The 18227-nt window shown below is 50.9% G+C and carries 17 protein-coding genes and 1 tRNA gene; 13 read left to right on the top strand and 5 right to left on the bottom strand.

Translation table 11 applies throughout. From position 1 onward, the window contains the following. The first annotated feature begins 11 nt into the window (after positions 1-11). The 12 genes from L0665_RS02610 (at position 12) to L0665_RS02665 (ending at position 10357) form a co-directional block, all read left to right on the top strand. On the top strand, positions 12-1445 hold the full coding sequence (locus L0665_RS02610) for an RtcB family protein (RefSeq protein WP_274924157.1): 1434 nt from the start codon (positions 12-14) through the stop codon (positions 1443-1445). Next, a complete protein-coding gene (locus tag L0665_RS02615) occupies positions 1442-2020 on the top strand; it encodes a hypothetical protein (RefSeq protein WP_274924158.1) in 579 nt (192 codons plus the stop codon). Before L0665_RS02610 ends, L0665_RS02615 begins: the two co-directional genes overlap by 4 nt. A 47-nt stretch (positions 2021-2067) precedes the next feature. Then, the gene (locus tag L0665_RS02620; RefSeq protein ID WP_274924159.1) at positions 2068-2490 is read left to right on the top strand and encodes a DUF2111 domain-containing protein; all 423 of its coding nucleotides are present in this window, start codon (positions 2068-2070) and stop codon (positions 2488-2490) included. Positions 2491-2497: 7 nt separating this feature from the next. Then, positions 2498-3478, top strand: coding sequence for a biotin--[acetyl-CoA-carboxylase] ligase (locus L0665_RS02625; protein WP_274924160.1), 981 nt, complete (start codon positions 2498-2500; stop codon positions 3476-3478). A 40-nt stretch (positions 3479-3518) separates the two neighbouring features. Continuing rightward, on the top strand, positions 3519-4025 hold the full coding sequence (locus L0665_RS02630; protein WP_274924161.1) for a biotin transporter BioY: 507 nt from the start codon (positions 3519-3521) through the stop codon (positions 4023-4025). Continuing rightward, positions 4025-4702 carry an ATP-binding cassette domain-containing protein gene (locus L0665_RS02635; protein WP_274924162.1) on the top strand — a complete coding sequence of 226 codons (678 nt, stop codon included), beginning with the start codon at positions 4025-4027 and terminating at the stop codon, positions 4700-4702. The genes L0665_RS02630 and L0665_RS02635 overlap by 1 nt, the downstream gene beginning before the upstream one ends. After that, positions 4693-5391: an ATP-binding cassette domain-containing protein gene (locus L0665_RS02640; protein ID WP_274924163.1), complete on the top strand. Its 699-nt coding sequence runs from the start codon at positions 4693-4695 to the stop codon at positions 5389-5391. The genes L0665_RS02635 and L0665_RS02640 overlap by 10 nt, the downstream gene beginning before the upstream one ends. Next, positions 5373-6014, top strand: a complete 642-nt coding sequence (locus L0665_RS02645; RefSeq protein WP_274924164.1) for a hypothetical protein — start codon at positions 5373-5375, stop codon at positions 6012-6014. The genes L0665_RS02640 and L0665_RS02645 overlap by 19 nt, the downstream gene beginning before the upstream one ends. A 61-nt stretch (positions 6015-6075) precedes the next feature. Further along, positions 6076-7815: a pyruvate/oxaloacetate carboxyltransferase gene (locus L0665_RS02650; RefSeq protein WP_274924165.1), complete on the top strand. Its 1740-nt coding sequence runs from the start codon at positions 6076-6078 to the stop codon at positions 7813-7815. After that, the gene (locus tag L0665_RS02655; RefSeq protein WP_274924166.1) at positions 7812-9296 is read left to right on the top strand and encodes an acetyl-CoA carboxylase biotin carboxylase subunit; all 1485 of its coding nucleotides are present in this window, start codon (positions 7812-7814) and stop codon (positions 9294-9296) included. The genes L0665_RS02650 and L0665_RS02655 overlap by 4 nt, the downstream gene beginning before the upstream one ends. Before the next feature lie 475 nt (positions 9297-9771). After that, positions 9772-9880, top strand: a tRNA-Met gene (locus L0665_RS02660). A 90-nt stretch (positions 9881-9970) separates the two neighbouring features. After that, the gene (locus tag L0665_RS02665) at positions 9971-10357 is read left to right on the top strand and encodes a DUF6508 domain-containing protein (RefSeq protein ID WP_274924167.1); all 387 of its coding nucleotides are present in this window, start codon (positions 9971-9973) and stop codon (positions 10355-10357) included. Positions 10358-10606: 249 nt separating this feature from the next. Here L0665_RS02665 and L0665_RS02670 read toward each other — a convergent pair whose 3' ends face one another. From L0665_RS02670 to L0665_RS02685, 4 genes are all read right to left on the bottom strand, one after another. Then, positions 10607-12382 (bottom strand): SLC13 family permease, encoded by a 1776-nt coding sequence (locus L0665_RS02670; RefSeq protein WP_274924168.1) that lies wholly within the window; start codon positions 12380-12382, stop codon positions 10607-10609. A gap of 350 nt (positions 12383-12732) precedes the next feature. After that, the gene (locus L0665_RS02675; protein WP_274924169.1) at positions 12733-14421 is read right to left on the bottom strand and encodes a cache domain-containing protein; all 1689 of its coding nucleotides are present in this window, start codon (positions 14419-14421) and stop codon (positions 12733-12735) included. A 105-nt stretch (positions 14422-14526) separates the two neighbouring features. Then, the gene (locus L0665_RS02680; RefSeq protein WP_274924170.1) at positions 14527-15717 is read right to left on the bottom strand and encodes an aminotransferase-like domain-containing protein; all 1191 of its coding nucleotides are present in this window, start codon (positions 15715-15717) and stop codon (positions 14527-14529) included. A 55-nt stretch (positions 15718-15772) separates the two neighbouring features. Beyond that, a complete protein-coding gene (locus L0665_RS02685) occupies positions 15773-16429 on the bottom strand; it encodes an SOS response-associated peptidase (protein ID WP_274924171.1) in 657 nt (218 codons plus the stop codon). Between the two features lie 113 nt (positions 16430-16542). Here L0665_RS02685 and L0665_RS02690 point away from each other — a divergent pair, with 113 nt between their 5' ends. Next, complete coding sequence (locus L0665_RS02690; protein WP_274924172.1) at positions 16543-16773, top strand: hypothetical protein; 231 nt, start codon at positions 16543-16545, stop codon at positions 16771-16773. A 134-nt stretch (positions 16774-16907) separates the two neighbouring features. Here L0665_RS02690 and mmp10 read toward each other — a convergent pair whose 3' ends face one another. After that, complete coding sequence (gene mmp10 / locus L0665_RS02695) at positions 16908-18143, bottom strand: methyl coenzyme M reductase-arginine methyltransferase Mmp10 (RefSeq protein ID WP_274924173.1); 1236 nt, start codon at positions 18141-18143, stop codon at positions 16908-16910. Positions 18144-18227: the final 84 nt, after the last annotated feature.

Here is an 18227-nt window from a genome sequence, read left to right on the forward strand (position 1 = left end):
TGGAAGAGATAATGATGGAAAAAATAATTCAGAGGGGAGAATACGAATGGGAGCTCCCCATTGGCACTGTTCCAAATATGCGGGTACCGGGCCGGTTTTATCTCTCACAAGAGCTGATGGGAACCTTAGAGGAAGGAGCAGTAACACAGCTTGCAAATATCGCAACACTGCCCGGAATATGTAAAAATTCTCTTGCAATGCCGGACATCCACTGGGGCTACGGGTTTCCCATCGGGGGTGTGGGGGCCTTCACCATGGATGAGGGTGTCATATCACCCGGAGGGGTCGGATTCGATATTAACTGCGGCGTGCGTCTTGTGGCAACCCCGCTGCACAGGAGTGACTTAAAAGAAGTAAAAACAGTGCTGCAGCAGCTCTATGATATCGTACCAACGGGTGTCGGAACAAAAAGCTGCATCACCGCATCTGACCGTGACCTTAACAGAATTATGACCGAAGGTGCCCGGTGGACGGTTGACGAAGGCTATGGCACCGAACGCGACCTCCTCTGGTGCGAAGAACAGGGCTGCATGGAAGGGGCTGACATATCCCATGTCAGCCAAAAAGCGCGCAAACGCGGCAGGCCGCAGTGCGGCACCCTCGGTTCAGGCAACCACTTCCTTGAGATTCAGTGTGTGGAGGAGATCTTTGACCCGGAGGCAGCGCAGGCATTTGGTATTGAGGAAGGACAGATATGCATCATGATCCACTGTGGATCACGGGGACTGGGGCATCAGGTATGCACCGACCACCTGAAAATTCTTGAGGATGCGTCAAAGAAATACCACATCCCTCTTGCAGATAAACAGCTCGCATGTGCGCCTCTGAAAAGCCCTGAAGGGGAGGCATATCTCTCTGCGATGGCGTGCGCTGCAAACTATGCGTGGGCCAACCGCCAGATGATCACGCATCTGACACGGGAGGTATTCTCCCGGGCATTCTCTCTTTGTGCTGAGGAGATGCCACTTGTCTATGACGTAACCCACAACGTCGCAAAGATTGAGGAACACATGGTTGACGGGAAGCGCACAATGCTGTGTGTGCACCGGAAGGGCGCGACCCGGGCATTTGGGCCGGGCACCCATGACCTGCCGCCGGGCTGTGATACGATTGGCCAGCCAGTGATTATCCCCGGAAGCATGGGGAGTTCATCGTATCTCCTGAAAGGGACGCAGGGTGCTATGGAGAAGACATTCGGCAGCACCTGCCATGGCGCGGGCCGGGTTCTTTCACGATCACAGGCAAAGAAAATGGCCACGGGTGAGAGCATTCAGGAAACGCTGGCAAGAAACGGCATCACGGTTCTCGCACCGTCCGGCGGATCTATTGCAGAAGAAGCACCTAATGCCTACAAACCATCAGGCGAAGTGGTAAAAGTGGTCCATGAAGCGGGCATATCAGCACGGGTAGCGCGCCTGAATCCCATTGGAGTAATCAAAGGATGATACAGAAAACAGGACTGGCATGGGAATGTTCTGTACCGTTTATCAGGTATATCGAAGACACCGGTATCGCATGTGAATTAATAACACCACAGATGATGGGGGCACCGTATTTCCGGGGAAAACTGGTATCCCTCATCATCCCAACAGGATTTGGAAATCCGGCATATTCGGGGCTTCTCCCGGCACTCAGGGCTTCATCCACGAGAATCAACACATTCCTGAAGAAGGGCGGGCGTGTCATTGTCTTCGGGGCAATGTCGCCGGAAACGGATCGCTACGACTGGCTTCCGGTTCCAGTCACCTATGTGAGTGAATACTTCAGCTGTCCGGTAACCGTTGACGAGGCAAGCCCTCTTGCAACCATTCTTGATGATTTTGATACGAGTGAAGTCGACTGTGACGGGTATATCAAAGATCCGGAGGGCGACGTTCTGGCACAGACCGATGACGGGAAGGCCATCATGGTTTCCTACCCTGTAGGGGAGGGGACGGTCATCGTGACAACCATACATGAATACCCTTCACGTGGGTTTTTACGCCATTTTTGCACCTGTGAAAGCGAAACCTTATTTTAACATTCTCTCATTCTATCTTTTTAGTACATAACCTTCAGGTGTTTTCCATGAGTGACAATATCATCTCCACAGATTCAGATTCAGGTGACCTCACCGGGGTCGCCTTTGCAATCCATGAAATTATTAACCGCCTACCTGTGACAGCACGGTCTCTGAACAATCCCGGAGTGAGGATTGAGGAGGGTGTGGTCGTTGATGATGCATATACAGGACCGATTCTTGAACTGGCAATGAGGAAGAATCACCTGATCAAAACCATTCCAAAGACCGGGGCGTATGCAAACGTGCCGGTTTCGGTTGCCCCGGTTCATAACAGCAAGGGAGAAGTAATAGCTGCCATCGGGCTGGTGGACATCACCGGCATCTTTGACCTTGCAACCCTTATGGAACACCAGTCGGCGATTTTAAAACAGGTCTGCGGCAAGGATCCCTGCCCTCTTCCTAGTGAAGCCGTGGCCTCAAAGAAGTGATGAAAATATGAATACGACCGCAAACCAGATACTCAGTATTCTTGAAGAAGCCGGCAATCCCGTCTCCGGCGAAGAGATCAGTAAAAAGACCGGTGTGACACGATCCGCAGTCTGGAAAAATATAAAAGATCTGCGTGAACGGGGGTATGAGATAGAAGCATCCCGGCCCGCAGGGTATCACTTACTCAAACGCACAGACAAACTTGTCCCATACGAAATAAAACGGCACCTGAAGACAGATTTCATAGGAAAGAGAATTGAATATTACGCCTCTGTTCCTTCCACCGGCCTGATTGCAAAGGACCTCTGTGCAAAATATCCCATTGGAGAACTGAACGGGACTGTGATCGTCGCAGAGGAGCAGACGGGCGGCACCGGGCGTCTCGGACGTCGCTGGGTTTCTCCTCCTGGTGGTATCTGGACAACCATTATCCTGAAACCGGAGATTCCCATTGACCATGTCTTTATGGTGACGATGGCCGGTTCCATCGCGCTTGTCCGGACTATCCGGAAACTCTACCAGATAGGCGCTCTCATCAAATGGCCCAATGACATCTACATCGGGGATCGGAAAGTAGCAGGGATACTGCTTGAGATATCGGCAGAAGCAGAGGATGTCAAACACTGTATTCTGGGGATAGGCATTGACGCAAATGTTCCGCCACAATCCCTTCCGGGGAATGTGGAGACACCTATCACATCGCTTCAGGCTGAACACGGCGAGCCCATTGACCGGGCAGCATTCCTTGCATACCTGCTGCGTGAGTTTGAACGGCGGCTCCGGCTAATTGAGGCAGGAGAGTATGATTCCATTGTGCGCGAATGGAAGAGTCTCTCTCTGACCCTTGACAAGCGGGTAAAGATTAAAACTCCCCGCAAATCATTTGAAGGCGTTGCAATTGACATTGATGAATATGGCGCCCTGATTGTACGGCGCGATAATGGCAAGGTTGAGCGTATATTCTCTGGGGACTGCACCCCGGTCTGAATCTATTTTTATGTCAACCACAAAGTAATATGAGGTTGACATGTACGGCGACGAAAAACTCAGTTATCGGATATCTCTGACGGCAGCATTTGTAGCCCTGATTGCCGTGGGCGGGTGGGTGTCCCTGCCCATTCCTCCGGTACCTGTTACCCTGCAGACGTTTTTTGTTCTCTTAGCGGCCGTTGTGATGGGGCGCTATGCCGTCCTGCCGGTCGCGGTATACCTCCTTTTGGGAATCCTGAATATGCCGGTATTTCACAACGGTCTTGCCGGAATCGGCGTTCTTATGGGCCCGACAGGGGGGTACCTGATTGGATTTATCCCGGCAGTTCTTCTGGCAGGACTTGCCTACGAGCAGGATAACAGAATCGTTCATGCGGCGGGAATTGCTGCGGCCACTCTCATCATCTACCTCTTTGGCATTTCATGGATGGCATACTCAACAGGGATGGCACTGGCACAGGCCGTTCTGCTTGGTCTGGTACCATTCATTGCAGGAGATGTCCTTAAAGGGATTGCTGTGTATATTATCGGGGAACGTATCTGATGATTTATGCACAGAATCTGCGCCACCGGCTGCTGGATATTGAATCTCTTCATATTGGGGGAGGGCATACCACAATCATTGGCCATAACGGAAGTGGAAAGACCACATTTCTGAAGCTCTGTGCCGGTATTGAACTCCCACAGCACGGGACGCTCACCATCTCCGGAAAAGAGCCACGTGCTGTTGATATCGGATGGGTCGGCGAAGTTCCGGACAATAATCTCGTATTTCGGACCGTATATGACGAAGTGGCCTCCGGTCTCCGGTTCCGGAGAACTCCCGTGGATGATATTGAACCGGCCGTTTTGGATGTGCTCTCTGACATGGGAATCCTACACCTCTCCTCCCGCGCCAGCCATACACTCTCCGGGGGGGAGAAAGCACTGGTTGCCTGTGCCGCAGCCCTTGCCCTCTCACCGGAATTACTCATTCTGGATGAGACGGATACCCATCTAGACCGGAAGGCAGCAGATATTCTGGAGACTATGATACACAGGCGGCCGGCACCCTGTATCCTGCAGTGTACCCATGATATGGATACCGCAGCCTGTTCCGACCAGGTGATCTATTTTGATGGTGGTCACCCCCGGTATGCGGGCACCCCTGACGAGGTCTTTTTTCATCTGTCTGAAACGGAGATGTACCCACCGTTATGGAGGATTGCTGAATGCATCTGAATGCAGATGGGCTCACCCTTTCACACGGGGAGTGGGCACTGTGTGCCGACGGCGTCTTTGGAGAGGGGGTGCATCTTGTAACGGGAGCTGTCGGAAGCGGGAAGACAACGCTTGCATCCGCTCTTGCCGGAATATTTGAACCGACATCCGGACAAATTTCCCGCGAAGGGGTTTTGCGCTTCACCCTCTCAATGCAGTTTCCTGAGTATCATGTGACTGGATTTTTGGTCAAAGACGAAATTCGGTCATGGCACCTCCCGGTTGGAAAGACACTCAAAAAATCAGGACTGGAAGGGAGAGAGAATGAAAAGACACTCACGCTTTCACGGGGACAACTCAAACGTCTGCACCTGACCTGCCTTCTCGGGAACTCCTGGGATGCAGTCATCCTTGACGAACCCTTTGCGGGGCTGGACTGCAGGGAGAAGAAACGAATATGCACTGCAATTGAAGAAGGAAACCACCCGCTCATCATTATTTTCACCCACGAACAGGCAGTCCTTCCGGTAGCAGATTTCATCTGGGAGATAGAGGGGAATGCGCTTGTCTGCCGGGGGAGTGTCCCCGATGCGATTCCTGCATGGAAAGGAGCGCCACGATATCTTACCCGGGCCATGGAAGAGGGTGCACACCCGGAGAATATCAGGTTGCAGGATGCAACGGAGGCCTTATGCAGGATGCACGACTGAGAATCGGGGCAACGCTGCTTCTTTCATGTGCCGCCTTTTCTTCCGTCTTCGGTGCTGTTCTGGTGGCACTCTGGTGGGGAATCGTTGCCCGCGGTGAACGAAACCTTCCGGGGAGACATGCGACTGCGGTCATTTTCGGGGCCATCATTCTTGTCGCAGGGTTTACAGAAATGTTTGGTGGTGACGGCATATCATACGGATTCCGAATGACCGTTGTCACGCTCATTGCGTTCTGGGCATTCGGACGCGGACGGGAAGGAGATCTGATGAACACCGCCGTTTGGGCCTTTGGTGACCGCATCGGATTTGACCTTGGACTGACCGCAGAGATGGCTGTTTCTTCCCTCAGGCGTACGGAAAAAGACATCCGCGACATTAAAAATGCCCTGAAACTGAAAGGGAGCAGGGGTTCTGTCCATGACCTGATACCTCTTGGCCTCACCCTCACCATTATGCAGATTTACCGGGCACGGGAACAGGGCATCACCCTTGCGACACGGGGATACAGGGGAGGGGGAACTTTCACCCCTTCATTCCTCCGTTCAAAAACAGACAATGTCGCCTTTTTTAGTTCTATTCTCATAATTATGGCTGTTTTCGTATCTTTCGCTGGGTATTTATAGAGTCAGAAGTAAGTTAGTAAAGGCTCGACAATATCAATATCAGGCCTTATAGAGGTGTTTAATGAGTACTGCCAATCCTGTAAAAATTACTGACACGACCCTCAGGGATGCACATCAGTCTTTGATTGCAACCCGTCTCAAAACGGAGGACATGACGGAACTGGCGCATGCCATCGATTCTGTCGGATTCTTCTCGGTAGAAGCATGGGGGGGTGCAACATTCGATAGCGCGATACGGTTCCTCAATGATGACCCGTGGCAGCGCCTGCGCACCTTAAAGGAAGCGCTCCCGAACACACCGATACAGATGCTCCTTCGCGGGCAGAATCTTGTCGGATACCGTCACTACCCAGACGATGTGGTGGAGAAATTCATTGAGGCTGCAAGCAAAAACGGCGTTGATATCTTCCGTATATTTGACGCCCTGAATGATGTCCGCAATATGGAAAAATCAATGGAATCGGTGAAAAATATCGGTGCACACCTCCAGGGCACAATATCATATACCACCAGCCCGGTGCACTCCACCGAGGGTTTCATTGAACTGGCACGGGACCTCTACGCACAGGAATGTGACTCCATATGTATCAAAGACATGGCAGGTCTCATCATGCCGGAGGAAACACGCCAACTCATTACCGGAATGAAACGGGAGATTGACATCCCGATAGATCTCCACTGCCATTCAACAAGCGGCATTTCACCGATGAGTTACCAGGCGGCAATAGAGGCAGGGGTTGACATCCTGGATACGGCGATGTCCCCGTTTTCGATGGGAACATCGCAACCCCCGACCGAGAGTATTGTAGCAAGTCTCATGGGGACACCGCGTGACACCGGAATTGACCTGATGAAGCTCCGGCCTGTGCGGGACATCTGTCTTACTATCCGGGAGAAGTATGGAACTCTGGTAAACCCAATTTCAGAACGGGTTGACAGCGATGTTCTTATCTATCAGCTGCCGGGCGGTATGATCTCAAATCTTGTCTCGCAGCTGAAAGAACAGGATGCCCTTGACCGGATTGAAGAAGTGCACAAGGAGATTCCGCAGGTCCGAAAAGATCTCGGGTATCCCCCGCTTGTGACACCCACGAGCCAGATTGTGGGAACACAGGCAGTCCTGAATGTCCTGATGGGCGGAGAACGTTACACGAATGTAACAAAGGAAGTCAAGGATTATGTGCTTGGCCTCTACGGTAAACCACCGGGCCCCATCTCTGATGAGATTCGCCGGATTATTATCGGTGATGAAGAACCATTCACCGGAAGGCCCGGAGATCTCCTTGATCCTGCCTATGAGAGAATGGCAGCAGAGGCGAGAGAAGAGGGTATTGTCACAAAGGAGGAGGACATTCTCACGTATATTCTCTATCCCGCCATTGCACCCTCGTTTTTGCGTGGCGAACGTGTTGCCGAAATTATTCCACGGAAAGTGGATGCCGGGGCTACGCAGGCAAGTATGATTCCTACCTCAATGGACGTTGAGGTTGACGGTGAAATTTTCGCGGTCCGTATTCTCTCTGTCGATGGCGGCGAGGTACGGGATGCTGCATCCACCGGTTCAAAACAAATTCCCCGGACGGCAATCAAAGGCGGCGTCAAATCAAATATCCAGGGGATGGTCTTGAAAGTAGAGACCCGAATCGGCGCTGAGGTCAAAAAAGGAGACACTCTCGTTGTCCTTGAAGCAATGAAGATGGAGAACCCCATCGTCTCAACGAGGGACGGAAAGGTCACCAGCATCTTTGTGGATGTGGGTGACGCTGTCCAGAACGGGGACGTTCTGCTGGTGATTGAATGACGTATTTTGAGAGGGTGCTCGTAGCAAACCGTGGAGAGATTGCAATCCGCGTAATGCGTGCCTGCCGTGAGATGGAGATTGAGACGGTCGCCATCTATTCTGAACCAGACAAACATTCTCTCCATGTCAAGTACGCTGATGAATCGTTTCTCGTCGGAGAGGCACACCCGTCAAAGAGTTATCTGAATCAGGACCGGATCATTGATATCGCAAAGAAGAGTGGTGCTGAGGCAATTCATCCCGGATACGGTTTTTTGGCGGAGAACAGTGGGTTTGCCCACCGGTGTGAAGAGGAGGGGCTGACGTTTATCGGCCCATCATGGCGCTCTATTGAAAAGATGGGGTCAAAGCTTGGCTCAAAGCACCTGATGGAGACAGTGGGAGTTCCGGTGCTGCCGTATACCCCGGACGGGGTCACCTGCGTTGACGATGCAAGGAAGATTTCCGCTGCAATAGGCTATCCAGTGATTGTCAAGGCATCGGCAGGTGGCGGCGGCATCGGGATGCAGATTGTGGAAAACGAGGCAGGTCTCGAGGAAGCAATCGAAAAGGGCATGCGTATCGCTGCATCTGCATTCGGGGACTCCACGGTCTTTATCGAGAAGTACCTGGTCAAGCCACGCCATATTGAGTTTCAGGTGCTTGCCGACCAGTGCGGCAACCAGATTCACCTGTATGACCGTGAATGCTCCATTCAGCGGCGTCACCAGAAGTTGGTGGAGGAGGCGCCCTGCCCGATTATGACGGATGAGCTCCGGGAACGGATGGCGGAGGCAGCGCTGAAGGTGACAAAGGCAGCAGGTTACTATAATGCCGGTACGGTGGAGTTTCTTTACGCAAACGGTGAGTTTTACTTCATGGAAATGAACACCCGCCTGCAGGTCGAACACACGGTAACAGAGATGGTGACAGGCGTTGATCTGGTGCGCCAGCAGATTGCGATTGCTGCAGGGGAAGAGCTGCCTTTTGAGCAGAGCGATATTACCCTGAACGGTCATGCGATTGAGTGCCGGATTAATGCAGAGGACCCCCTGAATAATTTCCAGGCAGACCCAGGCAAGATTGTGCGCTACCGCTCTCCGGGAGGGCCCGGTATTCGTGTTGATTCCGGTATTCACATGGGCTATACGATTCCGCCGATGTATGACTCGATGATCTCAAAACTATGCGGGTGGGGCCGTACGAGAACAGAGTCCATTGAGCGGATGCGGCGGGCCATCTTTGAATATGTGATTCTCGGGGTGAAGACAACGCTGCCGCTTCACCATGCCATCATGAATAACCGGCACTTTATCGCAGGAGATACTCACACACATTTCCTGCAGGAAGAGCACATGCGTGAGAATCTCAGCAGATATCTCCGGGAAGAAGAGACACGCATGCAGACTCTCGCAGACTCCCTGCGCCACGGCAAGGAAGCAGCGGCAATCTCTGCTGCAGTAAGTGTGTATATATCACAGAAACATACCCGATCCGAGTAGGGCGGGTAGATTATTTCATTCGTTCCTTTTTTCTCTCTTTCTTCCTTCCCATTCTCCCTTCCTTCCAATATTCCACTGTTGAAAGAGCAGTGATTGGCCCTGCCCGGATCCTGAAAATAATTATCTATATAGTTGCATTTATTATCCAGTGTTGTCGGGGTAAATGTATGATTAATTTCTTTTTACACAGAGATACCAACATTATACTCAAAAAAGGCTCATCTCTGGATATCTCATCTCCTTTTTATTTTGGACTTAATTGTCACATTTATAGCCTTATTGTCATATTTTTGGAATTCAGGTCATTTTATTACAGGAAATGGCAAACCAGCCATGGAATCATCTCCCATGACAAGGAGGTAATTTAACAATTGACTGCGAAAAAAATTCAAACTCCAAAGATGAAAAATCAATATCACAAGCTTTAATAAGCTACGTGACGTCCTTATTGTGCACATTGTATGTGTGATTACATGCTGTCGTGGCCTAGTTGGTTAGGGCGCCAGACTCATAGGGTTTGAGCAATTTCGGAGCGCTTTATCTGAGACATCTGGAGGTCGTGGGTTCGGGTCCCATCGACAGCATACATTTTTACGGTTCGTTTGTCATCACATTTCTGTTTGAGAGAGGAAACTTTCAATCCATTTATCACTGGTCAGTACACACATTTCTGAATGCACCGTGAATTGGAGACACCCACTCCTGAAAATTTTGAGGCAGTTCTTGCCTATCGGGGGCTTTTAGACGGAGCAAAAATCCTGAAAGGCCACGAAGAAGAGATCAGGGAAACAGGGACATGCCCGCCAGTGAATGAATTTGTGCGAATGCTCTATGACAATAACTGGCTCATAAATTCGCGTTGGCAGGGCTGGGCGGATGAAACAACGGGATATTTTGAAAAACCATCGCTCCTCTGTGTGGCAGAAACAGAGACCATCCGCCGTATTCTCACTGTCCACGTCCGCATCGACCGTATGATGCCAGGAGAGGTTTCGGATATTATTCAAAAAGGGTATATGCTCTCTGTGGTTAACCGAATTGCTGAAATTTATGAGTGCTGAAGCGTTATTGAGACACCAATAACACAGACAGACACCACGGTTATCATTCCCCTCACCCGATAGACTGGATTCCCTAATACGGGACACACCCGGAACTCCTCGCGGTTTCTGGCATTATATCCCGCGGATAATTCGGGAATTCAATATATTCCTCTGCCCAAAAACGAACCGGAACACTATACTCTCTTTTTGCTACATCATCCGGCATATACAGCGTATGACACGCAGGCGGGCAAAGAGTCCTCCGGATCAATACATCGGCCAGAAAGTGAGGAGGAGCGGGACAGAGACGATTACGATGATTATCTCAAGTACTGCCCCCATCCTCCAGTAGTCAGTAAAGAGATACCCTCCCGGCACCATGACAAGCGTATTCGACTGGTGCCCGATCGGGGTTAAAAAGGCGCAGGATGCCCCAATTGCAACAGCCATCAGGAACGGATCTATGGAGGCACCAAGGCCGTTCGCAATTCCTATCGCAATTGGTGCCATCAAAACCGCAGAGGCTGCATTGTTCACCAGATCCGAGAGGAACATGGTGATAACCAGAAGCAGGACGAGCGTCGTTTCGGGCGGAAAGATGGATGCACCAGTAACAATACTCCCAGCGATAAGTGCTGCCCCGCCGCTTGTCTCAAGCGCCTGGCCGACAGGTATCATCGCACCAAGAAGAATGATAATCGGCCACTCCACACTCTCATACGCTTCACGCAGAGAGACAATGGAGGCCAGGATCATCAAAACAACCGCGGCACTAAAGGTGATCTGAACCGGCATGATTCCAAGGGCAGATATTCCAAGGGCTGTCCCGAAGATTCCCATCGCAAGCAGGAGTGTTTTTTGCCCCCCAATCCGAAGACCCCGTTCAGCAAGCGGGAGACAACCAATTTTCGGAAGGGCTGTCTGGAGGGCATCTTTCTTTCCCTGAAGAAGAAGGATATCACCCGGCTGGAAACGAATCTGGTTCAGCCGATCCCGGAGACGCCCCCCTTCCCGTGCTACAGCAAGGAGATTGATTCCATGAATCCAGCGAAGGTTTGCTGAATACGCAGTTTTATCCAGTATCGGGGAATCCGGTTTTACAATAGCCTCAGTGATCCCAATCGTATCGGATCCGATCATCTCTTCCGAGAGATCTACCTTCCCAACGAGTTCGAGACGTGTAGCATCCAGAAGAGTCTGCAGGTCTTTTGAATCTGCCCTGATTATAAGGATGTCATTCTCCAGTATCGTCTCGTATATTGATGGTGCGACGATCTTTCGGGTATTTCGTATCAGCCCGACCACCACCATCTCTGCCTCGGTGGCAGTACTAATGTCGAGGATCATCTTTCCTGCAAGTTTTGATTTCTCCGGAACTTTGACCTCAGTAAGATAATCCCTGACGGCAAAAAGCTCCTCTTTTGATGCCGGACTCTGCCGGGACGGGACAAGTCTCCATCCTAAAAAAGAGATGAAGAGGATTCCACAAATGGCCACACCAATCCCGACATAGGCAAAGTCAAAGATCAGAAATGGAGAGCCCCCATTCTGTGCACGATAGCTGGCAATGATGATATTGGGAGGAGTACCAATGAGGGTTGTCATCCCACCAAGAAGAGAGCCAAATGCTATTGGCATCAGGAGGTAGGAAGGAGACCTCCCGCTTTTCCGGGCAGTCCGGATGGCAACCGGCATCATCAGGGCAAGTGCCCCGATATTATTCATAAATCCTGAGAGGACGGCGACGATACCAGTGAGCGAGAAGATCTGCCGGACCTCCCCATCCCCGACCCGTGAAACCCACCGGGCCAGGATATCAACCAGACCGGAGTTCTGAAGTCCCTTGCTGAGAATCAGAACAGCTGCAACGGTGATCACCGCCGGATGGCCAAACCCAAGGAAGGCATCCATCGGGTCGACGATGCCGGTAATGGTGACTATGAGAAGTGCTATCAGGGCAACAATGTCATAACGGACCCTGCCTGTTGCAAAGAGGATCAGCGCAAGGATGAGAGTTCCAAAGACAATTGCCAGATCGAACATGGATGATCAGTGTTTCCTGATGATACAGGGTGATGATAATGAAGATATACCTTCCCCAGGGTATCGGGATGACGAATATCTGAAAACCGGTCTCACCAGATGTGAGTGTGTCAGGTCCATGAACTAATACCAAGAGAGAGGGAAATATTCGGGAAGCTGTTTAACCGGATGGAGAAGGGAAACTTCGGCGATACAACGCCATGCAGTGCCTTCCGGCTATCCCCATGCAAAGCATACACTTTCACAGGAGGAGTGTACCAAAAATCCTGTTCAGACCACCCTATTGTATGTAATGAAACCACACACTTCAGAAAATTCTGTTCAAACCATTTTGAAAAAAATAAGAATTATCAGGCAACTTCCCCCGCATAAATCCCTGACCCAACAAAATACTCATCCAGAACGGGTGCTACATAGCAGAACCTAAGTTCCTCATTTCCCGTATCAGGATTCTCACAAACCACATAGACACACCCACCACCCCGCTGTGCTGCATCAATCTCGAGTTTGACTGCTTCAACCCCATATGCATCAGTAAAGTTCAGGCGGTCAACCCCTGTCATCTCCGGCTGGAAGGGGAGGTTGAGACAGGTGCCGATCATATCATACGCAAATACATAATCAGCGCCGTTCCCGAATCTATCGCTCATCGCTGCAAAGAGTTCGCTCTCGTTTCCGTATGCAGATGACGTCAGGGCAAAAGCCTGTGCCTCTTTCACACGACTCACAAGAGCGTCAATTGCCGTCTGATTCAGCGCGACATTCATCTCCGGAATATAGATACCTGAACCCACATACCAGGTCTCATCAACGGGCCTGATTGTGACAATTTTCAGTTCTTCCCGATAGTTTTCTGATGGATTCGGGAAGGTAAAGTACAGGTACCCGCCACCACGGGCCACAATATCCATACAACTCTTTGCGATCTCAAGCCCATTTTCATCTGCCAACTTCATCCGGTTTTCACCTACAATCCCTGACTGATAGGGGTGGGCAAGTGTGGTACCGTTCATATCATAGGCAAAGATGTAGAGCTCACCATCAATGAAATCGCCTTCCGGATCGTTAAAAGCCTGAAGAGCCACATCCCTGCCGTTCTGTTGGGCAAAGACGGTCGCTTCTTCGACGAAGATAGTCATGGAAGCAATATCTGCATCCAGTGTCTCGTCAGCACGCGGAGTAGGCACCGGTGTCGGGGATGCACTGTCATCAACGTTGTGAATGACTGCCACTCTCCATTCCGTACCGTCAAAGGAAACCGTTGACCAGAAGATCTCACGGACCGCTTCCCTCTTCCAGTCTCCATCCCAGAAAGTGTATTCTCCCCGGCCCGATGACTCTGCAACAACCTTCTCTGCCAGTCTGGGTATCTCTGTTGACTGGTAGAGAGGATCCGTGAAGGTGTTCTTCGCCACTTCCTCTTCATTGGTCTCATAGAGAATCGTACCATCCGTCTGCAGGACCATGAACTCATATCCCGTCTCTTCAGTAAGGGGACGGAAATACTGGCGCAAAAATATCTCCGGCCGGAAGGTGAGACTCGTGTATCCCAGATAGGTGTCCCCGGAAAATACCGGATAATTGAGTGCTACACCGGCAAATCCTTCCTCAAGCATGAAAAGGTCACTTAACACCGGTTCTTTCACTTCATTTGTATACTGCGCCCCAGGCTGGTAGCTAAGATCTGTGCCAATAATGGTATCGTAGTGCACCGGCGCTGCTGCGGTGACGATTCCTTTTGAATCTATCACCAGTGAAGAGATGACATCGGGAGACACGCCAGCAAGCTTCTCCTGCAATACTTCTCCTGCCGCATCACCCGTGATACCGCTTTCGGATAATTTCTCAGCACTCTTTGCGTTGCTCTCCTGCAACTGAGAAAGACCGGCAAAGACGTCCGCGGTTGCGTTTTCCAGAAGAGTAGTCATCTCTGCATCTCCCGGTGTCGCTGCCGGTTCGTCAGGAGTAGTGGTGCATCCTGCTGACAATAAACAGAGGCAGAGCCCCACAAGAACAATACCCGTGATTCGGTTAACCATTGCTGAAAATTAGTGCTTCTGTTACTATTAAATGATGAGAATTGAACGTCCCGCCAATTACGGAACAAAGGCAAAGCAGAAATCAGGGACAGAACAAAAAAAAACTTATTGTGGGGTTATCCGAATCTCTTCAAGCACATCAGCGACTATTTTAATGCCGGTCATGATCTGCTCTTCATCCGAATTGGAGAAATTAATCCGTGCCGTAGACTCCCCACCGCCATCTGCATAGAATGGTGTACCCGGCAGGATAGCTACCTTCTGTTTCAGGGCAGCGTCAAAGAGACGGGTGGATGAGACACCCTCAGGAAGCGTCAGCCAGACAAACATCCCGCCCGTTGGCCGGGTGAAAGAGACATCGTCCGGGAAGCACTCCTCCATCCGGGAGACCATCCATTCAGCACGTTTCCGGTACTCTTCATTGATAACTGCGATATGGGCGTTGATGTCGTTTGTTTCCAGATATTTTGACAGGATACGCTGGGAGAGGTAGTTTGAATGCAGATCAGACGCCTGTTTTGCGATGAGAACCTTATCCATGACCTCTGCAGGAGCACAGACCCATCCCATCCGCATACCGGGTGAGAAAATCTTTGAAAACGACCCTGTCAGAACACCCTCGCCATCCATATATGCACTGACAGGCCTTCGGGCAACACCGTCAAACTGCAGTTCCCCGTATGCATCGTCTTCTATAAACGGCACATCACTTTCGCAGAGGATGGCCGCGAGATCGCGTCGCCGGTTCTCTGAGTAGGTAATTCCGGAAGGATTCTGTGAGTTCGGAATGCCATACATAAACTTCGGGGATGATGTATTCAGGACATCGGCAAGCTGCTCCAGGTCAGGACCTTCCTCATTCAGGGAGACCGAAAGGAATTCCGGCTGAAACATAGAGAAGGACTGAATGGCACCCAGATATCCAGGGTCTTCAACAACGACAGAATCGCCTTTATCAAGGTAGACTTTTCCGACCAGATCCAGACACTGTTGGGACCCGTTTGTGATCAGAATCTGATCAGCATCAACAGAAAGACCATACCGGGTACGGTATCGTTCTGCAATCCATTCCCGCAGAGGGGGGTGTCCTTCTGTTGTCGAGTACTGAAGCGCTGTCTTGCCATCCTCTTTCAGCAGTGCTGCTGCCGCATTCTGTATCCCCTCATCATCGATGAGATTGGGATTGGGAAGGCCGCCTGCAAAGGAGATAATCTCCGGATCTGCGGTGACCTTCAGTATCTCACGAATAAAAGACTTCTGTGTTGAGCAGATTCTCTCCGAGTACCGATGGTTCATTAGAATAATATGTACCGGTGAGAAAGAAAACCATGTTCATTTGGTCAAAAAGATATTACCATCCCTTGCGTCCCCCTGCTTTTTTGATGCAGTCAGCAGATTCATATTCGGGATTATTGACGGATTCTGTTACCTGAACCATCTCCATCCCTGCTTCCGGGTATGGCTCCAGAACATCCGGGACGTACGGGCCAAAAAGCCAGGGCGTTACATCTTCCTCCAAAAGGATGACAGGCATGCGGTTGTGAACACGGCCGACAAGGTCATTAGAGGGACAGGTGATGATGGTAAAGGTGGGTTTCAGCATCCCGGATACCGGATCGGCCCACCAGTTACAGAGGCCGGCCAACCCAAAGATCGGCCGGGACGGGATGGTGAAATAGAAGGGAGAAGAAGTTCCGCTCTCCCCCTCCCATTCATAAAACCCGGACACAGGAATGATGCAGCGTGCATGTTCCACAAGATCCAGGAAATTTGCCTTCTCATCAAGCGTCTCTGCCCGGGAGTTTGCCAGCCATTTACCGGATTCATCACCCATTTTTCGTGCAGGAACCAACCCCCACCGGGCCGTAATACAGGCAAGAACATCCCCCTCTACCACTAGGACAGGGGCCTCCTGTGTCGGGGCAATATTATAGCGGTCCTCCATATCCCCACAGGAGATACCAAAGACAGAGGCAAAATCTTCGGTATGGGTAAGGGTATAACGCATGCACATGGCAAGGGGATTGTTGTCAAACAGGGTTATAAATACTCTCCTGCATCTGAAAAGAGGGATTAAGCCATCCGGGATCAAATGCTGAACTATTCAAGGTGAAGAAAAATATGACAGATTCAGCAAAGATAGAATATACCAATGAAGGTCTGCTTGTAACCTTTGAAAACGGCCGCGTCTACGATGTCCATCCAAGTAAAGACGGAGGCGTTTCCTGCACATTACAAAACGGCCCGATCGAACTGACTCCCTTCGCACAGACAGTGAAAGGCCTCATCGGCGGGGAGATTATCTCAGAGATTGAACACTGTGCAGAACTCTTCAATCAGAAGTGCAGATAAGACGAATACACCATTTTTACTGGTTCTAACCGTTTTATTGGGATATACAAAACCTACCGGTTCACACCTTTTTTGGCACAGGCCGGATTTCCCGGCTGCACCCATTTCAACAAAATCTACCAAAAATATGTGACTTATACCCCATTCTGATTGATGAGGTAGATAAGAGAGGAAAAACCATCGATCTCCATCTGCAGCACTTCATTACGGGTCATACCCATGGAGGTCTCTGCATCGGCGGTGAGGGTATCGGGGCCACGGATAACTGTCCGCCGCACACCATCTGCTGAAAGTATCTCTGTTGCTTCCATCTCATGAACGAATGAACGGCCCGGGATGATGACGACTTTTTCAAGCGAGGAGAGGTCAATTTCTTTCAGGTCGTCACGGGTGATAAGACAGGCAATCTCTTTTTTCGGGCTGTGCACCCATGACTTGTTCCCACAGGCGTCAAGCACGTCCTGCACATAGCGGGCTGCGATTGAGCCGGAGATGAGACTCGCATGTTTTCGCACCCGCGGGAGTTTTTCCAGGAGCTCGGGTTCATTCAGGATGGCAAACGGTGACCCAAGGGTCGGGTCCCAGAGCGGAGTCCCGTTGATGCGCAGATTATGACGTTCGTTGAGGTCTGTCACCATATCACGGAATGCAGATATGGTCTGCACACGCTGGCCCTTAACAATTGGCGCATTTTTGAGAATAAGCCCCTGTTCTTCACGGTTCGCAAACCGCATGAGAATGAGACCCTTTGCACCCTTTTCCTCCAGCCATTTGCAGGTGCGTTCAAGATCTTCACCGTCATTGACACCGGGGATGACCAGCGCTGCGGCATAGACATCTATCTTCTGGCAGAGTTTTTCAAGAACAGCAAGAGAAGCCTCCGGTGTCTGGTCTCCCATCCACTCACGGCGCAGTTCCGGGTTCACCGAAAATACGGTGAATGAGACCTCAGTGAGGCCCTGTTCCACCATCCGGTCACCCATATCCGGGTCATCGAACCCTTTTCCGCTGGTGTATCCAATGTGGATGGGCACCTCCATGCTGCCCAAAAGATCCATAAGGTCATCAAATGCCGGGTAACAGGACGGGTCACCGCCACCGGATATCGTGATCCTTTCCAGGTTACCTCCCATCAGCTGCAGGTTGCCGAGCACATCATCTGCCACATCCCGGAGATCTTTGAACCCGGTATATCGTTCACGAACAAAATTGGTGCAGTAGTCACACCCGACAGCAAACGGGATACAGTGCTTACAGCCCAGGGGTTCGGGCTCCTCTTCCTCGCGGACCCCTTTAAAGTAACAATATTTACAGAATCCCCTGCAGTCCAGGCCGGGCCTGCCTCCGATATCTACAGTCAGGTGTACCATGATTATGTACTATTCTGACCCTGACGGGATAAAGGGATTTGGAATGGGAATGGGAGGAAGACTGGGGGAAAGATCGGGTGGCCG

This window comes from Methanogenium marinum (assembly GCF_028912405.1).
Lineage (GTDB): Archaea > Halobacteriota > Methanomicrobia > Methanomicrobiales > Methanomicrobiaceae > Methanogenium > Methanogenium marinum.